The sequence below is a fragment of the Micromonospora sp. NBC_01739 genome, assembly GCF_035920385.1.
In the GTDB taxonomy this organism is placed as follows: domain Bacteria; phylum Actinomycetota; class Actinomycetes; order Mycobacteriales; family Micromonosporaceae; genus Micromonospora.
In genome coordinates, this window is the sequence record NZ_CP109151.1 from 2495029 (window position 1) to 2515273 (window position 20245).

Consider the following 20245-nt stretch of genomic DNA (forward strand, 5'->3'; position numbering starts at 1 on the left):
GCAACTGCTCGACGAAGCACCTGGCGAGGTTCTAGAAGTCCGAACCCAGAAAGCAGGCAGGCATATGCGGCATTCACGGCGAACGACACGATTGTCCGCTCCCCGGCGGAAGGTGCAGCTGGCGACGGTGGCCATGCTGCTGGTGGCCACGACCGTGGCGGCCTGTGGCGATGGCGGGGACGACGACGCGACGGCGAGCGCCCCCAAGGCGCCGGCGACCATCCCGGAACTCACCACGGACCCGCTGACCCTCAGCTTCATCTGGTTCGACTGGCCGCCGGCCCAGGCACTGGAGGCCTTCGCGAACGCGGAGTACAAGAAGGAGCGGCCGAACGCCACCATCAAGGTGAACACCGTGCCGAACGCCAATTGGCACGACGCGATGTTCACCCAGTTCGCCGCCCGCAAGACCGACTTCGACATCGCGATCCTGGATTCGCAACACATCGGCGAGGCCGTGACGAACGGCAACATCCTGGACATCACCGACTTCGTCAAGAACAACATCGACGTCGAGGCGTACAACCCGTACCTCCTGGCGGCGTACGGCCAGTTCCCGCAGGCGGAGACCGGCCAGCGGGACGAGAACGCCAGCCTGTACGGGCTGCCGCTGCTCGGCGACACCTGGACGATGATCTACCGCAAGGACCTGATCGGCGACCAGCCGCCGCAGACCTGGGACGAGATGATCTCGGTCGCCGAGAAGTGTCAGGCGGACAACCCTGGCGTCAGCGGGCTGGCTTTCCACCAGGCCAACGGCTCCGACGCCGCGGCCGTCACCTACAACACGGTCAACGGCGTGTACGGCGGCAACCTCTGGGACCCCAAGACCCGCAAGATCGACGGCATTCTCAACGATGCCGCAGGCCATGAGGCGATGGATGTCCTGGTCAACAAGATGAAGCCGCTGACCGCCAGGGGCTCCGGCAACTGGTTCATCGACGAGGTGAACGCGGCGGTCGCCCAGGGCAAGGCCTGCATCGCGTTCAACTGGATCGCCGCGAGCGGCGGCCTGCTCGATCCCAAGGAGTCGACCCTGGGCTCCACCCGGGAGCAGATCCTCGACAAGCTGGGATTCGCCACCCTGCCCAGCCAGAAGACCAACCTGGTCCCCCTCGGCGGGATGGGGATGCACGTGTCGGCCTACTCCGCCGAGGCGAACCAGGTCGAGGCCCTGAACTTCATGAAGTGGTTCCAGCGGGCCGACATCCAGAAGAAGTGGGCGGCCGCCGGTGGGGTGCCATCGCGTACGGACGCCCTGGCCTCGCCCGAGTTCCTCAATGCCGGGCCGTTCAACCAGGTGTATGCCGACTCGGTGCCCCGGATGCGGGACATGTGGAACGTGCCGGAGTACGCACGCCTGGTCGACATCGAGAACACCAACGTCAACGCGGCCCTCAACGGCGCCAAGAGCCCGAAGGCTGCGCTCGACGACATCGCCAAGGAGCAGCAGAGCGTGCTCGACTCCAGCAGCCGCAGGGGCGGCGGCGGACTGTGAGTGACCCCGTACTGACGACCGATGCCGGGCAGGTGGCGGCTGGGCCGCCACCTGCACCGGGTCGGTTCCGCCGGCTGAGCGACCGGGGACTGGCCGTGGCCTTCATCTCCCCCGCGCTGCTGCTGTTGCTAGCGATGTCGGTGTTCCCGCTGCTGTGGGCGCTGTACCTGTCCTTCACGGACTACTCGGCCACCCGTGGGGGGCGCGCCTACTTCGTCGGGTTCGGCAACTACACCGCCATCCTGACCTCGGCGCAGGTCCACCAGCGGGCCCTGACGACGTTGATCTACGTGGTCGGTGCGGTCACCCTGCAGACAGTGCTCGGTTTCACCATCGCGTACCTGATCTCCCGGCGTACCCATGGGCGGGGGTTGCTGACCACGTTGTTCCTGGTCCCGATGATGCTGTCGCCGGTCGTGGTCGGGCTGTTCTGGCGGTTCATGCTCGACGCCCAGTTCGGCGTGATCAACAGCATGCTCGGCTCGCTCGGCCTGGGGCAGGTGGAGTGGCTGACCCGGCAGCGGACGGCGTTGATCTCCCTGATCGTGGTCGACACCTGGCAGTGGACCCCGTTCATCATGCTCATCGCCCTGGCGGGGCTCACCGCGGTGCCCAAGTACCTGTACGAGGCCGCCTCGATCGACCGGGCGTCGGAGTGGTTCCGGTTCCGCACCATCACTCTTCCGCTGGTGTGGCCGCTGCTGCTGATCGCGGTGTTGTTCCGGGCCATCGAGGCCTTCCGGCTGTTCGACCTCGTCTACATCCTGACCAACGGAGGTCCGGGTGTCTCCACCGAGACCCTGTCGTTCCATGTCTACAAGGTCGCCTTCCTGGGCTTCAACACCGGAACCGCCTCGGCGTACGGGATCCTCATGGTCCTCGTCGTCATCGTCCTCTCGCAGATCTACCTGCGTTACCTGAACAGACTCAAGGAGGGCTGATGGCCGTCTCCGTCGACGAGGCCGTGGCCACAGGTCCTACCCCGGATCGCGCGCTCCCCGCGCGTCGCCGAGGCGGCCGGGGCCGCTCCGTGCTGGAGGTCGCGGCGCTGACCGTACTGGCCGTGGTGATGCTCTTCCCGGTGCTGTGGATGATCGAGACCTCCATCAAGGAGAACCGGGACGTCTACGCCGTACCGGCCGAGTTCTTCGGCTTCACGGTCACGATGGACCATTTCAAGGACGTGTTCATCGGCCCCGACGGCGGTCGTTCCGACCTCTCCGTGGCCTTCCTCAACTCCGTGCTGGTCGCCGGGGCCTCCACCGCCCTGGCCACCCTGCTGGGGGTGCCGGCGGCCTGGGCCTACTCCCGCTTCGCGGTGAAGGCCAAGAAGGACCAGTTGTTCTTCATCCTGTCCACCCGCTTCATGCCGCCCGTGGTGGTCGTGATCCCGATCTTCCTCATGTACCGGCAGGTCGGACTCATCGACACCAAGCTCGGCCTGATCCTCATCTATGCCGCGTACAACCTGCCGTTCACGATCTGGATGATGAAGGGGTTCGTCGACGAGGTGCCCTCGGAGTACGAGGATGCCGCCATGCTCGACGGGTACACCCGGCTGCAGGCGTTCCGGCGGTACACCCTTCCCCTGCTCGTGCCCGGCATCGCCGCGACGGCGGTCTTCGCCCTCATCTTCTCGTGGAACGAGTTCGTGTTCGCCATCTTCCTGACCTCCAGCGACAGCGTGCGTACCGCGCCACCCGCCATCGCGGGCCTGATCGGCGGCACCACCGTGGACTGGGGTCTGGTGGCCGCCGCCTCCGTGGTGTTCGCCCTGCCGGTGCTTCTCTTCGCCTACCTGGTCCGCAAGCACCTCATCGCCGGGGTGACCCTCGGGGCGGTGCGACGCTGATGGCCGGCATCGAGGTGACCGCCCTGCACAAGCGCTACCCGGACGGCACGGTAGCGGTCGAGCAGGTGGACCTGTCCATCGGCCACGGCGAGCTGTTCGTGATGCTCGGCCCGTCGGGTTGCGGCAAGACGACCACGCTGCGGGCCATCGCCGGCCTGGAGCGGCAGACGACCGGCGACATCCGCATCGGCGACACCCTGGTCAACGACCTGCCACCGGCCGAGCGGGACATCGCCATGGTGTTCCAGTTCTACGCCCTCTACCCGCATCTGAAGACCCGCGACAACCTGGCGTTCCCGCTGCGGGCCGAGGGGCTGCCCAAGTCGGAGGTGCATCAGCGGGTCGACGAGGCCGCCCGGCTGATGCGGCTGGGTCCACTCATGGACCGGCGACCCCGCCAGCTGTCCGGCGGGGAGCAGCAGCGCGTGGCGCTCGCCCGCGCCCTGGTGCGCCGACCTCGCGCATTCCTGATGGACGAGCCCCTCACCAACCTGGACGCGGAGCTGAGGGCGGACATGCGTACGGAGATCAAGCACCTGCAGGGAGAGTTGGGGGCGACGATGGTCTACGTCACCCACGACCAGGTCGAGGCGATGTCGCTAGGTCACCGGATCGCCATCCTCAACAAGGGCCGCGTCGAGCAGATCGGCACCCCGCTCGAGGTGTACGACCGTCCGGCGAGTCTCTTCTGCGCCGCCTTCATCGGCTCCCCGCCGATGAACCTGATCGAGGTGGAGGTGGCCGACGGGAAGCTGCGCAGCCGAGGCGGGCTGGCCCTCAACCCACCGCCCGGCCTGCCCCGTGACCGTCGCCTGATCGCGGGTGTCCGGCCGGAGGCCCTGGAGGTCACCGCACCGGGGGCGGAGCGTTCGGTCCCGGCCCGGGTGGTCTCGGTGGAGTGGCTGGGCGACGAGATCATCTACGTCGTCGACCACAACAGCCAGCACGAGGTACGGGTGCGGATGCCACCGACCGTCCGCTTCGCCGCTGACGCACCGGTAGGGCTCCGGCACACCGGCGCCACCCCGGCGGTCTACGACCCGCGTACGGAAGAGCTGGTGGCCTGATGGGAACCGTGGCAGCACAGGGGCTGTGCAAGTCCTTCGGCAAGGTCCAGGCCCTGGACGGGGTGACCCTGGACGTGCCGGACGGCGCCTTCTTCGTCGTACTCGGCCCCTCCGGGGCGGGCAAGACGACCACCCTGCGAGCGATCGCCGGCCTGGAGAAGCTCGACGCCGGGTCGGTGCACCTGGACGGCAGGGACGCGACCGGTGACACCCCGGCCGCGCGCGACCTGGCCATGGTCTTCCAGAGCTACGCCCTCTACCCACGACACACCGTGTACGAGAACATCGCCTCGCCGCTGCGGGCCCGCCGCTGTTCCTCCAGCGAGATCGCCGCCGCCGTCGAGCGGATGTCGCGCCTGCTGCACATCGAACGGCTGCTGCAACGTCGTCCCGCGCAGTTGTCCGGCGGTGAGATGCAGCGGGTCGCCCTGGCCCGGGCGCTGGTCCGTAGCCCGCGCGCCTTTCTCATGGACGAGCCGCTGACGAACCTCGACCTCAAACTCCGCGTCGAGATGCGTACCGAGCTAACCCGCATCCACCGCAGCCTCGGGGCGACCTTCGTCTACGTGACCAACGACCAGGTGGAGGCCCTGTCCATGGCCGACCAGGTGGCGGTGCTCAAGGAGGGCAAGGTGCAACAGGTCGGCACACCGACCGAGGTGTACGAGCGTCCCGCCAACCAGTGGGTCGCCGGGTTCGTCGGGAGCCCGCCGATCAGCCTGCTCCCCTGCCACGCCGAGGGAGACCGTCTGGTCGGTGCGGAAGGGTGGACGCTGCCGAGACCCCGGTGGAGCACCGCTAAGGACGGTCAGGCGCTGCTGCTGGGCCTGCGCGCGGAGGACCTGTCCGTCGAGCAACGGGGGGACGCGTCGTTGCCGGGAGAGCTCTACGGGCTTGAGCCGCTCGGTGACCGAACGGTGGTCGACGTCCAGGTGGGGACGACGATCCTCAAGGTCAAGGCACGACCAACCGTCACCGGTACGCCGGGCGAACGACTGTTGGTCACCGTCGACCTGGACCGTGCGCACCTGTTCGACGCGGACACTGGCCTGTCGCTGTCCGAGGCCGGGCGGTAAGCCCGCCGGGCGCGACGGCAACCTGCGCCCACCTCGTCTTTTTTGCCTGCGCCCAGGTGCGGCCCAAGCGTTGATGATCACAGGAGCGACGCGATGAGTGACCCGATGAAGGTTCTGGCCCCCGAGTACCGGCGGCTGCGGATCGGCGACGTCTGGCGCGACGCCGCAAGCGGAGCCACCTTCGCCGTCGAGGACCCGGCCACCGGCAAGACCATCGCCGAGGTGGCGGACGCCGACGTCGCCGACGGACTAGCCGCTCTGGAGGCGGCGAGCAAGGCGGCGGCGCAGTGGGCGGCGACCCCGCCGCGGAAACGGTCGGAGTTGTTGACCGCTACCTACCGGGCCCTGACCGAGCGATCCGAGGAGGTCGCCCGGCTGATAACCCTGGAGATGGGCAAGCCGCTCGCCGAGGCCAGGGCGGAGGTGGGGTACGGCGCCGAGTTCTTCCGATGGTTCGCCGAGGAGGCGGTACGCGTCGAGGGCCGCTACAGCACCGCTCCCGCCGGTGGTTATCGCATCCTCACCGTGCCGAAGCCGGTCGGCCCCTGCGTCTTCGTGACGCCCTGGAACTTTCCGTTGGCCATGGGGGCCCGCAAGATCGCTCCCGCGCTGGCCGCCGGCTGCACGACCATCACCAAGCCGGCAGCCCAGACCCCACTGACCATGCTGTTGCTGGCCCGCATCATGCAGGAGGTAGGCGTTCCGCCGGGGGTCGTCAACGTGGTCACCACCAGGCGTTCCGGCGAGGTGGTCTCCGCACTGCTGGCCGACGCTCGGACCCGCAAGCTGTCGTTCACCGGGTCGACCGAGGTGGGGCGGGTGCTGCTGCGACAGGCGGCGGACAACGTACTGCGTACCTCCATGGAACTGGGCGGCAACGCCGCCCTGATCGTGTGTGCCGACGCTGACCTGGAGGTAGCCCTCGACGGGGCCATGGTGGCCAAGATGCGCAACATCGGGCAGTCCTGCGTCGCCGCCAACCGGATCTACGTCGAGGAGCCGGTACGCGAGGAGTTCACGGCGCGTTTCGCCGAGCGGATGGGCGCGCTGTCGATGGGCCATGGTCTCGACGACGGGGTGGAGGTCGGGGCATTGATCGACGCCCCCTCGGTCACCACGATCGACGAGCTTGTGGCCGACGCCGTCGACCGCGGCGCCCGGGTCCTGGTGGGCGGCGAGCGTCCGGACGGGCCGGGCCATTTCTACCCGCCCACCGTCCTGGTCGACGTGCCCGACGATGCGCGGATGCTGGCGGCCGAGATCTTCGGCCCGGTTGCGCCGATCATCCCCTTCACCTCCGACGAGGAGGTGATAGCCAAGGCCAACGACACCGAGTACGGCCTGGTCGGCTACGTCTTCACCCGCGACCTGCAACGGGCCCTGCGGTTCACCGAAGGGCTGGACACCGGGATGCTCGGCATCAACCGTGGCCTGATCTCGGACCCCTCAGCGCCGTTCGGCGGCGTCAAGCAGTCCGGAATCGGCCGGGAAGGGTCACACGAGGGCATCCTCGAATACCTCGACCTCACCTACGCCGCGATCGACCTGCGGTGACCGACCTCGCCGACGCCGTCCCGGTCTCGCAGGTGGCCTGGAGGTCCGTCCCGCCTATCGCCGCTGACGTTCCGGAGAGGCACTGACATGCTTGAGACCGTCCGCGGACCACGCCAACTGATCGTGGGCGAAGGGGTCGCACAGAACATCCCCCGAGTGGTGGCCGAGAGCGGCTCGCGGGTCCTCGTCGTGACCGACCGGGTGCTGCTGGCGCAGCCGCGCGTGTCCGAGATCGTGGCCGCCGTACGGGAGAGGGTCGAGGTCGTGGAGGTGTTCTCCGACGCCACCGCGGAGGTGCCCCTCGCCGATGTCGCCCTGGCCGGCTCGGTAGCCGCCGAGGTGGAGGCCGAGGTGATCCTCGCCATCGGGGGCGGTTCGGTGATCGACCTGGCCAAGATCGTCGGTGTCATCCGGCGCCACGGTGGGACACCGCGCGACTTCTACGGCGAGTCGAGGGTGCCGGGGCCGACCCTTCCCCTCGTCGCGGTCCCGACGACCTCCGGCACCGGCTCCGAACTCACCCCGGTCTCGGTGTTGACCGACCCGGACCGCGCACTGAAGGTGGGGGTCTCCAGCGTCCACATCGTGCCCGACTTCGCCATCGTCGACCCCGAACTCACCTACACCTGCCCGGCGACGGTCACCGCCCACTCCGGCATCGACGCCTTCTGTCACGCGGTGGAGAGCTACACCGCGCGACCCCGAGCCCACGGACCCCGTGACCTGGTGGAGCAGGTGTTCCTCGGCCGCAACCCGATCACCGACCACTACGCGCTCCTGGCCGCCGAGCGGATCGCCCGTAGCCTGCGGCGGGCGGTCGGCAACGGTGCCGACACCCAGGCCCGCGCGGACATGTCCTACGGGTCCGTGCTGGCCGGGCTGGCCTTCTCCCACGCGGGCAACGCCGCCCCGCACGCCCTCCAGTACCCCATCGGCGCCGCCACGCACACGCCACACGGCCTGGGCGTCGGGCTGCTGCTGCCGTACGCGCTGGACGCGGCCAGGGAAGCCATCGGCGACCGGCTGGCCGTCCTCGCCGGGGTGTGCGGGCTCGACGTGACCGACGCCTCGGATGCCGAGGCCACAGACACGTTCCTCACCTGGCTCGACGGGCTCCTCGCCGACATCGGCATCCCGCCCACCCTGGCGGACATCGGTGTGGCCCGCGCCGACCTCCCCCGCTTCGCGGAGCTGGCCGGCGGGGTCACCCGCCTGATCCAGAACCATCCCGGCCCCACCGACACCGCCAGCCTGACCGCGATCCTCGAAGCAGCCTGGACCGGGGATCGAACCAGACGGTCCTGACCCAGGCACACACATTCGATCGGGCGATAGCACCCCGATAATGAGACCTTTGTCTCCTCGCAGGTGACGGTGCGCCCCCGCAGCAAAGAGCGGCATCCTGGCGTCCGCTCCGCTCCCCGATACACAGAGGCTGATCAAAAGGGTGCCCGATCCCTCGACCTACGACCGCAAGCGCGACCCATACCGCCCTCACTAGAGCAGTGAAGCTGTGACCTGGCTGCGGGGCAATTGCCTAGTCGGCCCGCGGTTGTCTGACCAGGAGGCTCGAATTGCTTTCGACCCTATGTGGAGGCTAGGAAATAAGTGGGGATGCATCGGTGATCATGGAGTAGCGGCGATCCATGACTCCGAAGACAGACCCACCGTCAAACGGCATCTACTCTCATCCCTGAACTGACTGTCGCAGCGTCCGCCTCGACGATGAAGACTCACTGGCCCTCAGAACCGCCCTTTGTTGATGCTCTTCCCCAGACAAGAAGACATCAACAAGGGGGTGTACCTGTAATTCGTCGAACTCTCTCAGGCCCTCAAGAGATTGAAGGTCAACTTGGTGGCGGTGCACACGACGGTGTCCGGGGACACCTGAAATCCCTCTTCTTCGCAGGGAGGGGCGCCCATAGTTCAGGTGAGGTTGGCCATCAGGAGAGCTAGCAGGGCGGCGATCGTCACGACGATCACGGCAGCGTTGAAGACCATCACTGTCGAGAGCCCGGTCGACTTCTGCCCCGGACTGCCTAACGACCCCCGAGCGAAGGTCACCGCCGGCGCCATGTAGGCGACTACGGCAACTTCGCCAGCATTCACCGCGACGTCCGCCTGCGCTCGTCCGGCCTTTCGAGGCAGCAAATACGGCACCCATACCTGCACCCGGTGTCGACCAGCCGTGACTGGCACTCGGTGTTCGCCCCACCGCGCCACTCCGACGTCGACACCATCGACCAACAGGCGCGGCTTCGTGGCCCGGTAAATGATTGCCGTTGGCGGATAGGCAAGGCTGATCGTCAACTTGGCCGTCCTAGCAGAATCACCGACGCCCGATATTGCCTTACCTTGACGATGATTGCCACGCTTCGACAACTGCGATCACCTCCCACGTGGTCCTGCCCGCTCTTGAGGCCAACACTTTCGCTAGCGCCTGACAACATTACACGCTGGATCCGGGGGGTCGACGTTTACCACCGCCGACCCACGCCCGCCCAATCTCGAGCATTTCATCGCCGATTCGATGACCGCCGCCTGCGTCCGTTCTTTATGAGCGCGACGAAAATGCCGACGCACACGACCGAAGACACAGCCATGGCAGCCGCCGCGAACCCACTTTTCCCGTCTACGAGAATCCTGATCGAGGTAATTCCGAAGCCGACGGCAAGAACAGGCAACATAATTTGTGCCACACCGCGATGGTGACGCCGGTTATGTGCGGCATTAATACGAAGCTGCTCGTCACTGAGACCCTTTTCCCCGGGCGTACCGAAGGGCCAGTTGGCCATCCAGATCAATGCGGACAGCCCTGCGACAACGAACAACACTGTGACGATCAACATGTTATTTCCCCAAGAAGCCGGTCAGTCCATGACAGCGCCGACAGCGTTCGTAAATGGGTCGTGATTGGCGGTAATCCATCCACCCACGGTGTACATTGCCTTTTGCGGAACCCAACGCGTCCCCGCTTCGAATCGACCAATTCCGTAATTGATCGCTGTGGCTCCAGTCAACGCTTTCCCCACACGGCCCAGCGGAATCCTACCGACCGACGACGATCCCAGCCGACCGTTTCCGAAGTTGATCGACTTCGCCCCGGTCAACGCTTCTCCCACGCGGCCCAACGGAACTCTAATCGAGTTCTGCGCTAAGAACTTGGTGGTGCCGGAGGCGACACGGGCCCCTGGGATGAACGCCGATCCGAGATCTGTAGCCAGACCGACACCGAGCTTTGCGATGTCTGCCTTGGTCATGTCGCTCCTCGCGAAATCATTCATCCGGTACAAGGCACTGGCGCTGGCTGCTCCGGCGGCCGCAGCGAAGCAGACACCTGCGGTAGCCACGATGCAGACGCCAGCGGCCACGATTGCGGCGCCTGTCAGGATCGCACTTTTGTGCTCGACAAGCCAGTTACCCGCAGCGCTGAGCCCAGACTTGAGCCCTTCCCCGTTGCGGCACCAGAAGCTGGCGCGACATTCGCGTTGTTTGCGTTCTGCTTCGGCGCGTTCGTTGCTGGCTTTTCGGTACGCCTCACGTTGTTGCTGGCAGCTTGACCCACAGGCCGGTGGGACGTGCTTCTTGACGATCCTGGTGACCGTCTCGCCGGAGGGGGTGGTGTCGACGTAGGCGCGGTCACCGGTGTCGTCGTTGTTCTCAGTGAAGTACATTCCGGTGGGGTCGGCGTTGTCGATCGGGTTGTTTCCGCCGTACTGGTACGCGTTGTACTGGGCCGGGCTGTCGGCGACGAGGACCGGGTCGACGGAGATGAACCGGCCCAGCGTCGGGTCGTACTGCCGGGCGCCGATGTTGGTCAGCCCGGTGGGGTCGATGTCCCCGCCGACGAAGCCCTTGTTGTTCACCCAGACCGGGTTCGTACCGCGCGGCGCCCCGTACGGGGTCTGACGGCGAATCGAAACAGCCTGGGTGCCGGCGTTGACCCCGATCTGTTGAGTGCCCTGGTGGTCGTCGAACAGCCAGGTCAGATTCGTGGTCGCCGAGCCTGCCGTGCGGGATGCGCAGACGGTGCCGGCGAAGCTGTAGTAGCGGGTGCCGGTGTTGACGCCACCTTCGCGGCGGATCTCCTGCCCGGGGAGGTAGAGGGTGGTGCCGCTGCTGTCGCGACGGATGATCCTGACGCCGTCGGCGTCGTAGATGTTGGTTTCGATGGTCTGGCCGCCGGCCGCGACGGTGGCGAGCTTGCCTTCGGCGTTCCAACCCAGGGTCTGGCTGTTGGTACCGGTGCCGCAGTTGTTGGCGGCGGTGCCGGTCGGCCGGCAGATCGTGTTCCCGGCGCCGTCGTAGGCGTAGTTGCTGGCCACGGCGCTTTGGCCTGGCGCTTGGGTGGTCATGGCGGTGACGGCGTGCGGTCGCACGACGTTCGGGCCGCCGGTCGGCACCGTGTAGCTGCGGGTGGTGTCGCCGCCGGCGGTGTGGCTGGTTTCGGTCAGTCGGGAACCGGAGGTGTCGAAGGTCCAGTCGTGCCAGTACGGTGCCGGACCGCCCAGGTTCGCCACCGCCGGGTCGGCCTGGCAGTTCACTCCGGCCTTTGGGGTCCAGGCGCTGGTGAGCCGGCCCAGCAGGTCCTGCCGGAAGCACTGGGTGTCGGCCTGACCGATCTGCGGCTTCTCTTCTATGGAGGTGATGTTGCCGCTGTGGTCGTAGGTGTAGTTGCGGTCGGAGACGGTGCCGACGGTGGTTTCCCGCTGCACGGTGGTGCGGTCGATGCGGCGGGTGGCCTCGTCACGGTAGACGGTGTCCTGGGTCCAGACGCCGCCGGGCATTTTGTAGATGGAGCCGCTGCGTTCGCCGTAGGCCGTGTAGGTGGCGGTGGCCATCGTGCCGGCCGCGCCGGTGAGGCTGGTGTCCAACCGGACCGGCATGCCGGTGGTGGCGTCGTAGTCGGTCGTGACTTCCTCGGTGACCAGGCCCCCAGCGGCCGGGTAGGAGACCGATGTCGGTGCGCCGGTCGCCGCCGAGTAGTTGTAGGCGTAGATGTAGGTGCCGTTCAGGCCGGTTTCGCTGGTGGGGATGACGTAGTTGACGCCCTTGGGCTGGTAACGGTCGTCGAAGCTGCGCACCTGCCACCGGTAGGCGTTGCTGCTGCCGGCGGGTTCATAGCGGACCGCCTGGGTGAGTTGGCCCCTGAAGCCGCTCTGACCGGTGTAGAGGGTGTCGTATTTCCATTCCGCGCGCAGCGCTCCGGTGGCGGAATCGTCGCGCAGTTCCTTCCTCCGACCCAACGCGTCATAGACGTACCAGAGCACCTCACCGCGGGCGTCGGTCGTTTTTTCCAACTCGTTGTTGTCGGTGAAGAAGCTGGTCGTCTCGCCCTTGTCGGGGTCGGTCGTGCGCCACAGACGGCCCTTGGCGTCGTACTCGTTGACCCAGCGGTTTCCTGCCGGGTCGACGGTCCTGATCAGCTGGCCCTTGCGGTTGTAGACGTACTGGGTCTCCTGGTAGGCCCCGCCGACGCCGGATGCGGTGGTGTGCTGGCGCAGTTTGACGACGCGGCCTTCGATGTCGGTCACGGTGGTGGTCGCGGTGCCGCCCTGGGGCGGTGTCACCTTGGTGAGGTCGCCCTCGTGGGCGGTGATGGTGCGCCACTTCTCGACCAGGTTGGTGACCCCGTCACCGGCCAGGAAGATCGTGTTCGTGGGGCGGGATGCCCGGTCGAACATGGTCTTGGAGACGGCGGGGAGAGACCACTCCGGTTCCCACCACAACGTGCCGGAGGGGGCCCCGGGTTCGGCATGCGCGCCGTAGGAGACGGACGGCCGGCCGAGGCTGTCGTAGAGCGTGTCGGTGACCACCCGGTTTCCGGTGCCGTCCGCCGCCAGGCTCTGGGTCTGCCGGGTACGCAGCAACCCGTCGAGGATCTCGTACGAGGTGGTGTAGTTGCCGTCCGCGTTCAGTACCTGTGCTCTGACGTACGGATAGGCGTTGCGGCCTGCGGCGAAGGTGTACGTGTACTGCGCGGACGGGGTGCTCGGATTGGCCGCCTTGGTCCAGCCGAGCCCCCACACCTTGCTGACGCGGCCGAGCGCGTCGTGCTCGACCTCCGAGAGCACCCTGTTGTTGGGGTCGGTGGCCTTGACGGTGGCACCCCAGTAGGGGTTCGTTTCCACCGACGAGGTCCAGTTGAACGGCGCCGGACCGGTCGTGGTCACCTTCGTGACCGGGCCTCCGACGGCCGGCGTGTACGCGGTCGTCGTGACGTTGCCCTTGATGTCGGTAGCACTCACCGGCCGACCCGTCGGGTCGTAGCTGCCCTGCGACACGACCTGCCAGACCGTGCCGGTGCCGGCTGCCCAGTCCTTGAGCTGCTCGGTCTTCGTGACCAGACCGAAGGTCGGTGCGGTGTCGACGCTGGTGGCCCCGTCGTAGTAGCTCCGCGCGTCGGAGATCACGTCGTCGATGGTGGTGGGGTTCGTGCCGCAGGCCAGCGCGGTGGTGGTGGTCTGCTTCACCGTCGTGGTGAGGTTCTTGCCGGTGTTGCGGTTGTAGTGGTAGGTGATGCACTTCTCGTCGCCGGTGACGGCGATGTCGCCGTCGTCCTGGGACCAGTTGACCGTGCCGTAGGTGTGGTCCAGGTGCTTGGTGCCGCGTGAGGTGCGCCAGCCCCGGCTGCCGTCGACGCCGAGGGCGGTCGCGGTGTAGGTGGTCTGTGTGTCGACGAAGCGGGCCTCGACGATGTCACCGTTGATCGTCCGGCTCGCGGTCGGGTTGGACCGCCACGGCACGTTCACCGTCTTGGACACCGGCTTGGATTCCACCCCGTTGTAGACGACCTGCTCCCGCACCTGGCCGGCGAACTGGTCATGGTCGTAGACCGTCTCCGAGCCCAGCGAGGCGGGGACTGTCACGCTGCGGGTGCCTCCGCTGGGGCTGGCCTTGTCGCCGTGCATGCCCCGCATGAAGGTCGTCACCGCGAGGGTCCGGGTCGCCGAGTCGTCACCGACGCGGGTCTTGACCTGGGCGTAGCCACGCCACTGCGACCACGTCTTGCGTTCCGGCCTGCTCAGACTGTCGTCGTCGGCGTAGTGCCACGCCGGCGATCCCACGTACTCGTACCAGGTGTGCTTCGACGGCGCCTGGTGGCCGTTGGCCAACTGCACGTCATCCTCGGCCACATGCTCGACCCGGTGCTTGTGCCACCATTCGGTGATCAGTCGCTGACCGGTCGGGTCGGTCGGGTCCGGCACCCGTACCGGGTAGCACCGCTTGGTGTTGGTATGCGGCTGCAACCCTTCCACCATCGCCTCGGTGCACTCCGGCTGCGCGTAGTCGACCTTGATTCGGGACCCGGTCTCCGTGACGATGCTGGATATCCGCAACCAGTTGTCGGTCGTGCCGTGTTCGGTCAGCACCCGGTTCGGCAACGACTCCGCCTCGAAGGTCACCGGCGGTAGGCTGACGGTGCCGCCGACATGCCCCGCGTGGTCGATCCGGTTCAGCCACAGCCCGGTGTGAGTGGAGTCCGCCGTCGCCGCGAAGGTGTGCGACAGGGTCCACGACTCGACGTCCTGCCATGCCGGGGTGGTCTTCGTGGTGTCCCACACCCAGGTGGTGACCTTCTTCAACCGCTTGGTCGTCCAGAAGGTCGGCGAGTACTGCTGCGCACATGACGTCGCCGACGCCTTGCACTCCTGGTCCCAGGGGGTGTCCTTCCACGACGCCTTCACCGGGTTGGACTCGGTGCCGCAGTTCGAGAAGCACCGCATGTCGGTATCGAAGACGATCTTCGCGTACGGAGTGACTTTCCGTTCGGTCACTCCGTGGATGGCCGACGTGCGGTCATAGGTGCCGTAGTCGATCCGCTCCAGATACCCTGCCCGGTCGTAGGACACGTCGTCGGAGTCGGTGTCGTTGCGGGCGTACTTGTTGGTCTCCTTGCCGTACCAGAGCGACATCGTGTTGCCGCGCACGTCGACGACGTAGTCCAGATTCCACCGCCATGCCTGCTGGCAGTCGGAGTTGGCGAAAGCCGTCTGGTGGCACGGTTCTCCGGAGTGGTTGCCGAACACCGGTACGGCCAGGGTCGAGTTGGTCTTCGACGTATGGCCCGGCAGTGAGTGCAGACCGAAGAAGTACTGCGTGCCGTCGGTGGTGGTGACCTTCCAGTGCTCACCGTTGTTGTCACCGTTGCCTGACGCACCGGTCAGCTTCTCGATCTTCGAGCCGTCCTCGGTACGCGCGTGCCAGCCTTTGCCGGTTTCGAAGACCAGCTCGGTGCTGCGGCCGTTCAGGTTCATCGTCGCGTTGTCCGACCGCCAGCACAGGTCGCCGGTGTCCGTCGTGTTGTTCGCGCCGCTCTTCTTCCGGTCCTCCGCACAGGACACGTACCGCCGCTCGATGAACCCCGGCGAATAGTCGAAACCCTCACCGATCCACGACGGCTGGTTGTTGGTCACCTCCGACCGACCATCGACGGAGGCGGACGAGTAGGCCAACCCGACCGACGGTTCCGGTCCAGTCGCCGGAGGCGTACGCAGGGGGTAGTTCCATGAGAAGTCCCCGGAGGACGACCCGGCCGACCACGTCGACGAGGGGGCGAGGCTGGTGGCGGTGAAGTCGCCGTCGGCGCCCGCGCCTGCCGCCGCAAGGGCGAGGAAGGAGCCACTCGCCTGGGTCGTCATCTCCCCCGACAACCGCGCCATTTCCCTAGATGCCGCCGCGGTGGAAACGGCGGTCACCTCCGCGGTCGCCACGCCCTCACCGAGATCGTTCGTGGTGGGAAGCGGTACCGATCGGCAACCCGGTGCATCGGGTGTCGACAGGGCACAGGCCGGTACCTGCCACAGCCGCAGCCGTGACGCCCATGATCCACCCACCGCGTACCGGAAGGAGCTGTAGTCCACCGAAACCTTGGCCGTGCCGGCAGCAGCCCCGATCGGTGCCGTCACCTTGAGCACCAGGCCGTCACGCCAGTTGGCCGACAGTAACTCCCGGTCCACGATCTGCACGTCCACGCTGGTGACGCGCGCGCCGGCTGGGCCGCCACTGCGAGCGACCCATACTGGCAGCGTGCCTGCCCGAACGCCCCGGCCAGGCGTGCTCGGTGCGGCGAGCGTCGCCCGAGCGGTACTTGCTGCCGGCCATACCGGCTTCGGGACGAGAGTCTCCTGCATCAGCTTCTGCGTCCATGCCCGTCCCGACACCGGACCGCCGTGTGGATCGAGTTCCTCAACCGGCGGTCGCACGGGCTCTGCCCTCGCAACGGCGGCCTCCGCCGGCAAAGCGACCAGCAGCGACGCTGTTACGGGGATGACGGTGAGGCCGGCGATCCAACGACGCAGTCGGTGCGCTCGATGAATGCTCCGTGGTGGCCGCGGCGAATCGTGGACGGATCGTGCAGACAACATGCATTTCTCCCCGGTAAGAACAGCCGCACGGAGCAAGGGTGCAGATGGGTCATATCGGCACGAGCAATGGAAGAAAGGGGTCCGACGTGTCCGGTCCGGCCACGCCAAAGCTGGAGGGTGAGCGACTGCTGGGCTGGGTCAGCAGCGTCGAGCACCGGCCGCGGTGCCGACCCAGCCCAGCCGAGGCTACGAGTCGTAGAGCAGGTACACCGCCGCGTCCGTCAGCGCACCCTGGAACACTGCGACATCGTCGATGCCGCCGGTCCACTGGTCCATGAGTTCGCCTCTCCACAGGGTGCGACCCACCAGCAGCGGGCCGGTCGACGCCATCGGGGTGAACCCGATGCTCGTAACCCCTTCGAGCTCACCATTGACATAGAGGCGAAGCTGCTTGCGCCCGGCGTCGTACACCCCGGTCAGGTGGGTCCACACGCCCTCCTCGGCAACCGATGTCGAGGTGACGCTGGCCGTGGACGTGGTGTTGGCATCGGCGGCGCTGACGAGGAACTGCCACTTGCCCAGGGTGGAGTTGAACTTGAGCCAGGTAGCGCTCTCGTGCACTCCTCGCTGGGATACCGCCGTCCGCATGCCGTCGAGCCGATCGAGCATCACCCAGGCCGATATCGTGAACGACTGGTCAGTGCGCAGAACTGGCTTGTCCTGCCACTGGGTGAACTCCAGACCGTCGGCATCCGGTGGCGTGGTGCCCGTCTTCACCGCGCTCCGTGCGTACTCTCCGGTGCTCTCGACGTATCCCTCCTCCGGGAAGTATTCGTAATCGAGCCACAAGCCGGAGCCGTTGTTGGAATAGCCGGCACCCACGCTTGATCCCCGCGTCAATGCCAGCCATCGACCCCAGGCAGTCACCGTGTCGGGTGCCTCGCAGGTGTCCCTCAAGTCGGCCAGGTAGCACGGAGTCGCAGCCTCGAAGTTCCAGTTGCCAACCTGCACCGGCGTCAGCATCCCTGGCTCGTGGAACCAGCTGGCCGTCGGGTCGTGTGCCGGTTTACCGGTGAAGTCGTCTGGCACGATCACCCGGTCGTAGGCTTGGACATCGGCGACGTTGCCGTGGAACCAGTTGTCAGCCACGCCAGAGCTCCACCCTCGGCCCACCGCGAACGTGCCCGTGGCAGTCCACGGTGGCACGCTCCGATCGACCTCGGCGGCCAGTGCCCCGTCGACGTAGAGCCGCACTTTGCCAGCGGGTTTGTCATACACGCCGGTGATATGCGTCCATAGTCCGACATCGGCTGCGGTCAAGGCGATGCTGCTGTATGCCGCGCGGGTGGTACTTGACTGGTTGTCACTGTCCTTCATCAGAAAGGACCAGCGTGGCGTGGCCGGCGAGCCGATCACCCGGGTGCCGAGATGGAAGCCGGCGGTGTTGACCCCCGCTTGGGATGCGACGACGTTGTCGCCGGTCGTCGGCAGCGAGTTGAGCCGAACCCACGCGGCGACGCTGAAGGAATCGCTCGTATCGAGGACACTGCCTGACGTGGTCAGCGCCGAGGAGGCACCGTTCAAACCGACGGTCTTGCCACCGTTCATCCTCACGTCGTCGGTCCAGTTGACGTTCGATGCGATCAGGTCGGTCTGACCGCCCCGGGCCGGCTGCTGGTCGGCGAGCGCCACAGTCTGGTTGATGCCCGGATACTCCTCCAGGCCCCATTTCGCGATCGCCGGTGAGGTGGGCAGAGCATTGAACGTGAGGGACCCGATGTTGCCGAGATTGCCAGTCGCATCGATGCCGCGAACCCAGAAGGTGTTCTGTCCGAAGCTTGGCACGGTGACGCGGGCCGTAGCCGTCTTAAAAATTGTGGTGCCGCTGGCGGCTATCTCGGTCGTCGGCGGGTTGGACCATCCGTAGCGGAACTTGGTCACGTCCGATGAAGCAGTGAAGCTGATCGATACGGCCTCGCCAGGACGACCCATCGGGGGAAACAGGCTGAACCGGGGCGCTTCTGGCACGGTGGTGTCCGCGGCGAATCGGCACCACGACGACCAGGGCCCGGTGATCGAATACGGGGCCTTGTCGGTACCCTTGGCGCGGAATGCGTACGTGGGCCCCTTTGCGATGGTTACTGGGTTGCTCTCCGCCTCGGTGTTGGGAGTGATTCCCGTCTTCGCCGGTGGTGCGCTCTTGCGGGTCGGGTAGGTGTCCGTCACCGCGCCCATGCCCCCGGCTGGGACCTCGATCCATTCGAACCTACCGGTCAAGGAATCGCTGGGGTCGGCGTCGGGAAAGACTGCAGAGAACGTCGGGGTCAGCGTGCCGACCGTCAGCACCCCGGAATTACAGGCCACTCCGGCGACCTGCAGGCTGTGCGGAGCACCGGGCTTGCTGTCGTAGTCGACGATCAGTTTGGCGTCGTTGGGGTAGAACTTCTTCCACCGGCTCTGCGTCGACTCACCCGACCCGTCTGACGCTCGTCCGGTGAACCCCACCGTGATCGAGTTCCACTTTCCGTTTGCGGCTGCCTTTACGTGGTCGGTGGTGTTGTTTCCTTGGAAGTTCATGATCATGTCGGGTTGGATCGAGGAACACCCACCCGCCTCGTTCGCATTCCCGGTGGCCGTGTTCAGGAACGACTTCAGCTTCATCGTCGTCCAACCCGCCTTCGGCGTCGCGTTGATCGACGGGGTCGCGTACATCGACGTGACCGTCTCGTCGCAGGACCAGGAATGGTCCAGCTTCATCTGCACGTAGGCCGACTCGATGTGCTTACCCTTGAGGGACACCCCGTTGGCCGTTGTCGAGAACTCGAAGTACGACCGATACAGAGCGCCGGTGTCCGGGTTCAACCCCACTCGCGCTCTGCTCGTGTCCGAGTTCGATGAGCCGTTGTTCGTTCCGTACGCCCACTTGCTCTTGAAGACCGACCAGGCAGGGTCGACGAAGAGCGGGAACACCGCGTCCGGATCATCAAGGAGCGCCACATCCGGACGCAGCACCAGATCGCCGTCGGAAACCTCGACGCCGACCGCGCCGACCCGCGCCGCGTCTCCGGCCGCCGTCGGCGTCGACGGGTCGCTTTGCTGCGACGCACCTCGCGACGCGACTCCCTCGGGGGCTTGCAGCCGAGAATCCCACATGACCGCCGGTTCCGCCGAGGCGACGACAGCAGTACCTGCCATGGCTCGCAAGCTGCCGCCCGGACCTGGGACGATCTCGGAGTTCCCACCGACCCGGAACCGCGGCGCGCGTACTCCTGGGAGGGCTGCCGCCGCCGGCGTCTTGACCACCAGAACGTGCGTGAAGCCGGTCCGCGTCGCCCGCACCACCAGGTCCACATCGGAAAGCACGTTCGGGTAGATCAACGAGTCACCCGAAGCCGTCGGGGCCGGCAGGGCCTCCGGCCACGAGAGCGTGACCGCGCGCCCGGCTCGCGTCAACGTCACCAGCGCGGCTTGCCCGCCGTCCGAGAACGCCACATCCGCGACGGACGCCCGGGGTCGCCACAAGCCATCCCCGCCTCGGGCCAGGTTGAGGTCGATCTCCTCCCACCGGCCGTCCTTGCGGGTGCGCTGCGGCACCACCGACGACGCGAATTGCAGCCGTCCGTCCGGCAGCGCGGTGACCTCGGCGAATTCCGTTCGCGACCCGTCCACCACGACGGGCTGCCCGCATGACGTAGCCAGCGCGCTCGCCTCGGCCTCGGAAGCGGCTGTATCCACGCACTGCCGTTCTCCCGCAGCAACCCGCTCCGGCGCTGGAACACCGATCACTCCAACAGCCAACACGGCTGTGACTCCAGCCGACAGCCCACGCCGCCACCGAACGCCCAACACACACCCCCGTAAGAGCAAGTAGTGGCAGCGACAGTAGAGGT

General features: G+C 66.7%; 11 protein-coding genes. 7 read left to right on the top strand and 4 right to left on the bottom strand.

Annotated features, from left to right (window positions below; translation table 11 throughout):
- Positions 1 to 112: 112 nt before the first annotated feature.
- The 7 genes from OIE53_RS11035 (at position 113) to OIE53_RS11065 (ending at position 8352) form a co-directional block, all read left to right on the top strand.
- Positions 113 to 1498 (top strand): sugar ABC transporter substrate-binding protein, encoded by a 1386-nt coding sequence (locus OIE53_RS11035; protein WP_327026513.1) that lies wholly within the window; start codon positions 113 to 115, stop codon positions 1496 to 1498.
- Positions 1495 to 2439 (top strand): carbohydrate ABC transporter permease, encoded by a 945-nt coding sequence (locus tag OIE53_RS11040; protein ID WP_327026514.1) that lies wholly within the window; start codon positions 1495 to 1497, stop codon positions 2437 to 2439. The genes OIE53_RS11035 and OIE53_RS11040 overlap by 4 nt, the downstream gene beginning before the upstream one ends.
- Positions 2439 to 3350, top strand: coding sequence for a carbohydrate ABC transporter permease (locus OIE53_RS11045; RefSeq protein WP_327026515.1), 912 nt, complete (start codon positions 2439 to 2441; stop codon positions 3348 to 3350). Before OIE53_RS11040 ends, OIE53_RS11045 begins: the two co-directional genes overlap by 1 nt.
- On the top strand, positions 3350 to 4417 hold the full coding sequence (locus OIE53_RS11050; protein WP_327026516.1) for an ABC transporter ATP-binding protein: 1068 nt from the start codon (positions 3350 to 3352) through the stop codon (positions 4415 to 4417). The genes OIE53_RS11045 and OIE53_RS11050 overlap by 1 nt, the downstream gene beginning before the upstream one ends.
- Positions 4417 to 5493 carry an ABC transporter ATP-binding protein gene (locus tag OIE53_RS11055; protein WP_327026517.1) on the top strand — a complete coding sequence of 359 codons (1077 nt, stop codon included), beginning with the start codon at positions 4417 to 4419 and terminating at the stop codon, positions 5491 to 5493. Before OIE53_RS11050 ends, OIE53_RS11055 begins: the two co-directional genes overlap by 1 nt.
- Before the next feature lie 93 nt (positions 5494 to 5586).
- Positions 5587 to 7047 (top strand): NAD-dependent succinate-semialdehyde dehydrogenase, encoded by a 1461-nt coding sequence (locus OIE53_RS11060; RefSeq protein ID WP_327026518.1) that lies wholly within the window; start codon positions 5587 to 5589, stop codon positions 7045 to 7047.
- Between the two features lie 87 nt (positions 7048 to 7134).
- Positions 7135 to 8352: an iron-containing alcohol dehydrogenase gene (locus tag OIE53_RS11065; protein WP_327026519.1), complete on the top strand. Its 1218-nt coding sequence runs from the start codon at positions 7135 to 7137 to the stop codon at positions 8350 to 8352.
- A gap of 621 nt (positions 8353 to 8973) precedes the next feature.
- On the opposite strand, the gene OIE53_RS11070 is transcribed toward OIE53_RS11065, so the two are convergent.
- From OIE53_RS11070 to OIE53_RS11085, 4 genes are all read right to left on the bottom strand, one after another.
- The gene (locus OIE53_RS11070; RefSeq protein ID WP_327026520.1) at positions 8974 to 9357 is read right to left on the bottom strand and encodes a hypothetical protein; all 384 of its coding nucleotides are present in this window, start codon (positions 9355 to 9357) and stop codon (positions 8974 to 8976) included.
- 206 nt (positions 9358 to 9563) lie between these two features.
- On the bottom strand, positions 9564 to 9896 hold the full coding sequence (locus OIE53_RS11075; RefSeq protein ID WP_327026521.1) for a hypothetical protein: 333 nt from the start codon (positions 9894 to 9896) through the stop codon (positions 9564 to 9566).
- Between the two features lie 21 nt (positions 9897 to 9917).
- Positions 9918 to 16349: an RHS repeat-associated core domain-containing protein gene (locus OIE53_RS11080; RefSeq protein ID WP_327027153.1), complete on the bottom strand. Its 6432-nt coding sequence runs from the start codon at positions 16347 to 16349 to the stop codon at positions 9918 to 9920.
- Positions 16350 to 16601: 252 nt separating this feature from the next.
- Positions 16602 to 20201 (bottom strand): LamG domain-containing protein, encoded by a 3600-nt coding sequence (locus tag OIE53_RS11085; protein ID WP_393339659.1) that lies wholly within the window; start codon positions 20199 to 20201, stop codon positions 16602 to 16604.
- Between the last annotated feature and the right edge of the window lie 44 nt (positions 20202 to 20245).

What these genes read in the sequence shown, in the direction of transcription:
- OIE53_RS11055 (WP_327026517.1), top strand. Translation starts at nt 4,417, where the DNA reads ATGGGAACCGTGGCAGCACAGGGGCTGTGCAAGTCCTTCGGCAAGGTC.
- OIE53_RS11075 (WP_327026521.1), bottom strand. Translation starts at nt 9,896, where the DNA reads ATGTTGATCGTCACAGTGTTGTTCGTTGTCGCAGGGCTGTCCGCATTG.
- OIE53_RS11065 (WP_327026519.1), top strand. Translation starts at nt 7,135, where the DNA reads ATGCTTGAGACCGTCCGCGGACCACGCCAACTGATCGTGGGCGAAGGG.
- OIE53_RS11045 (WP_327026515.1), top strand. Translation starts at nt 2,439, where the DNA reads ATGGCCGTCTCCGTCGACGAGGCCGTGGCCACAGGTCCTACCCCGGAT.
- OIE53_RS11050 (WP_327026516.1), top strand. Translation starts at nt 3,350, where the DNA reads ATGGCCGGCATCGAGGTGACCGCCCTGCACAAGCGCTACCCGGACGGC.
- OIE53_RS11060 (WP_327026518.1), top strand. Translation starts at nt 5,587, where the DNA reads ATGAGTGACCCGATGAAGGTTCTGGCCCCCGAGTACCGGCGGCTGCGG.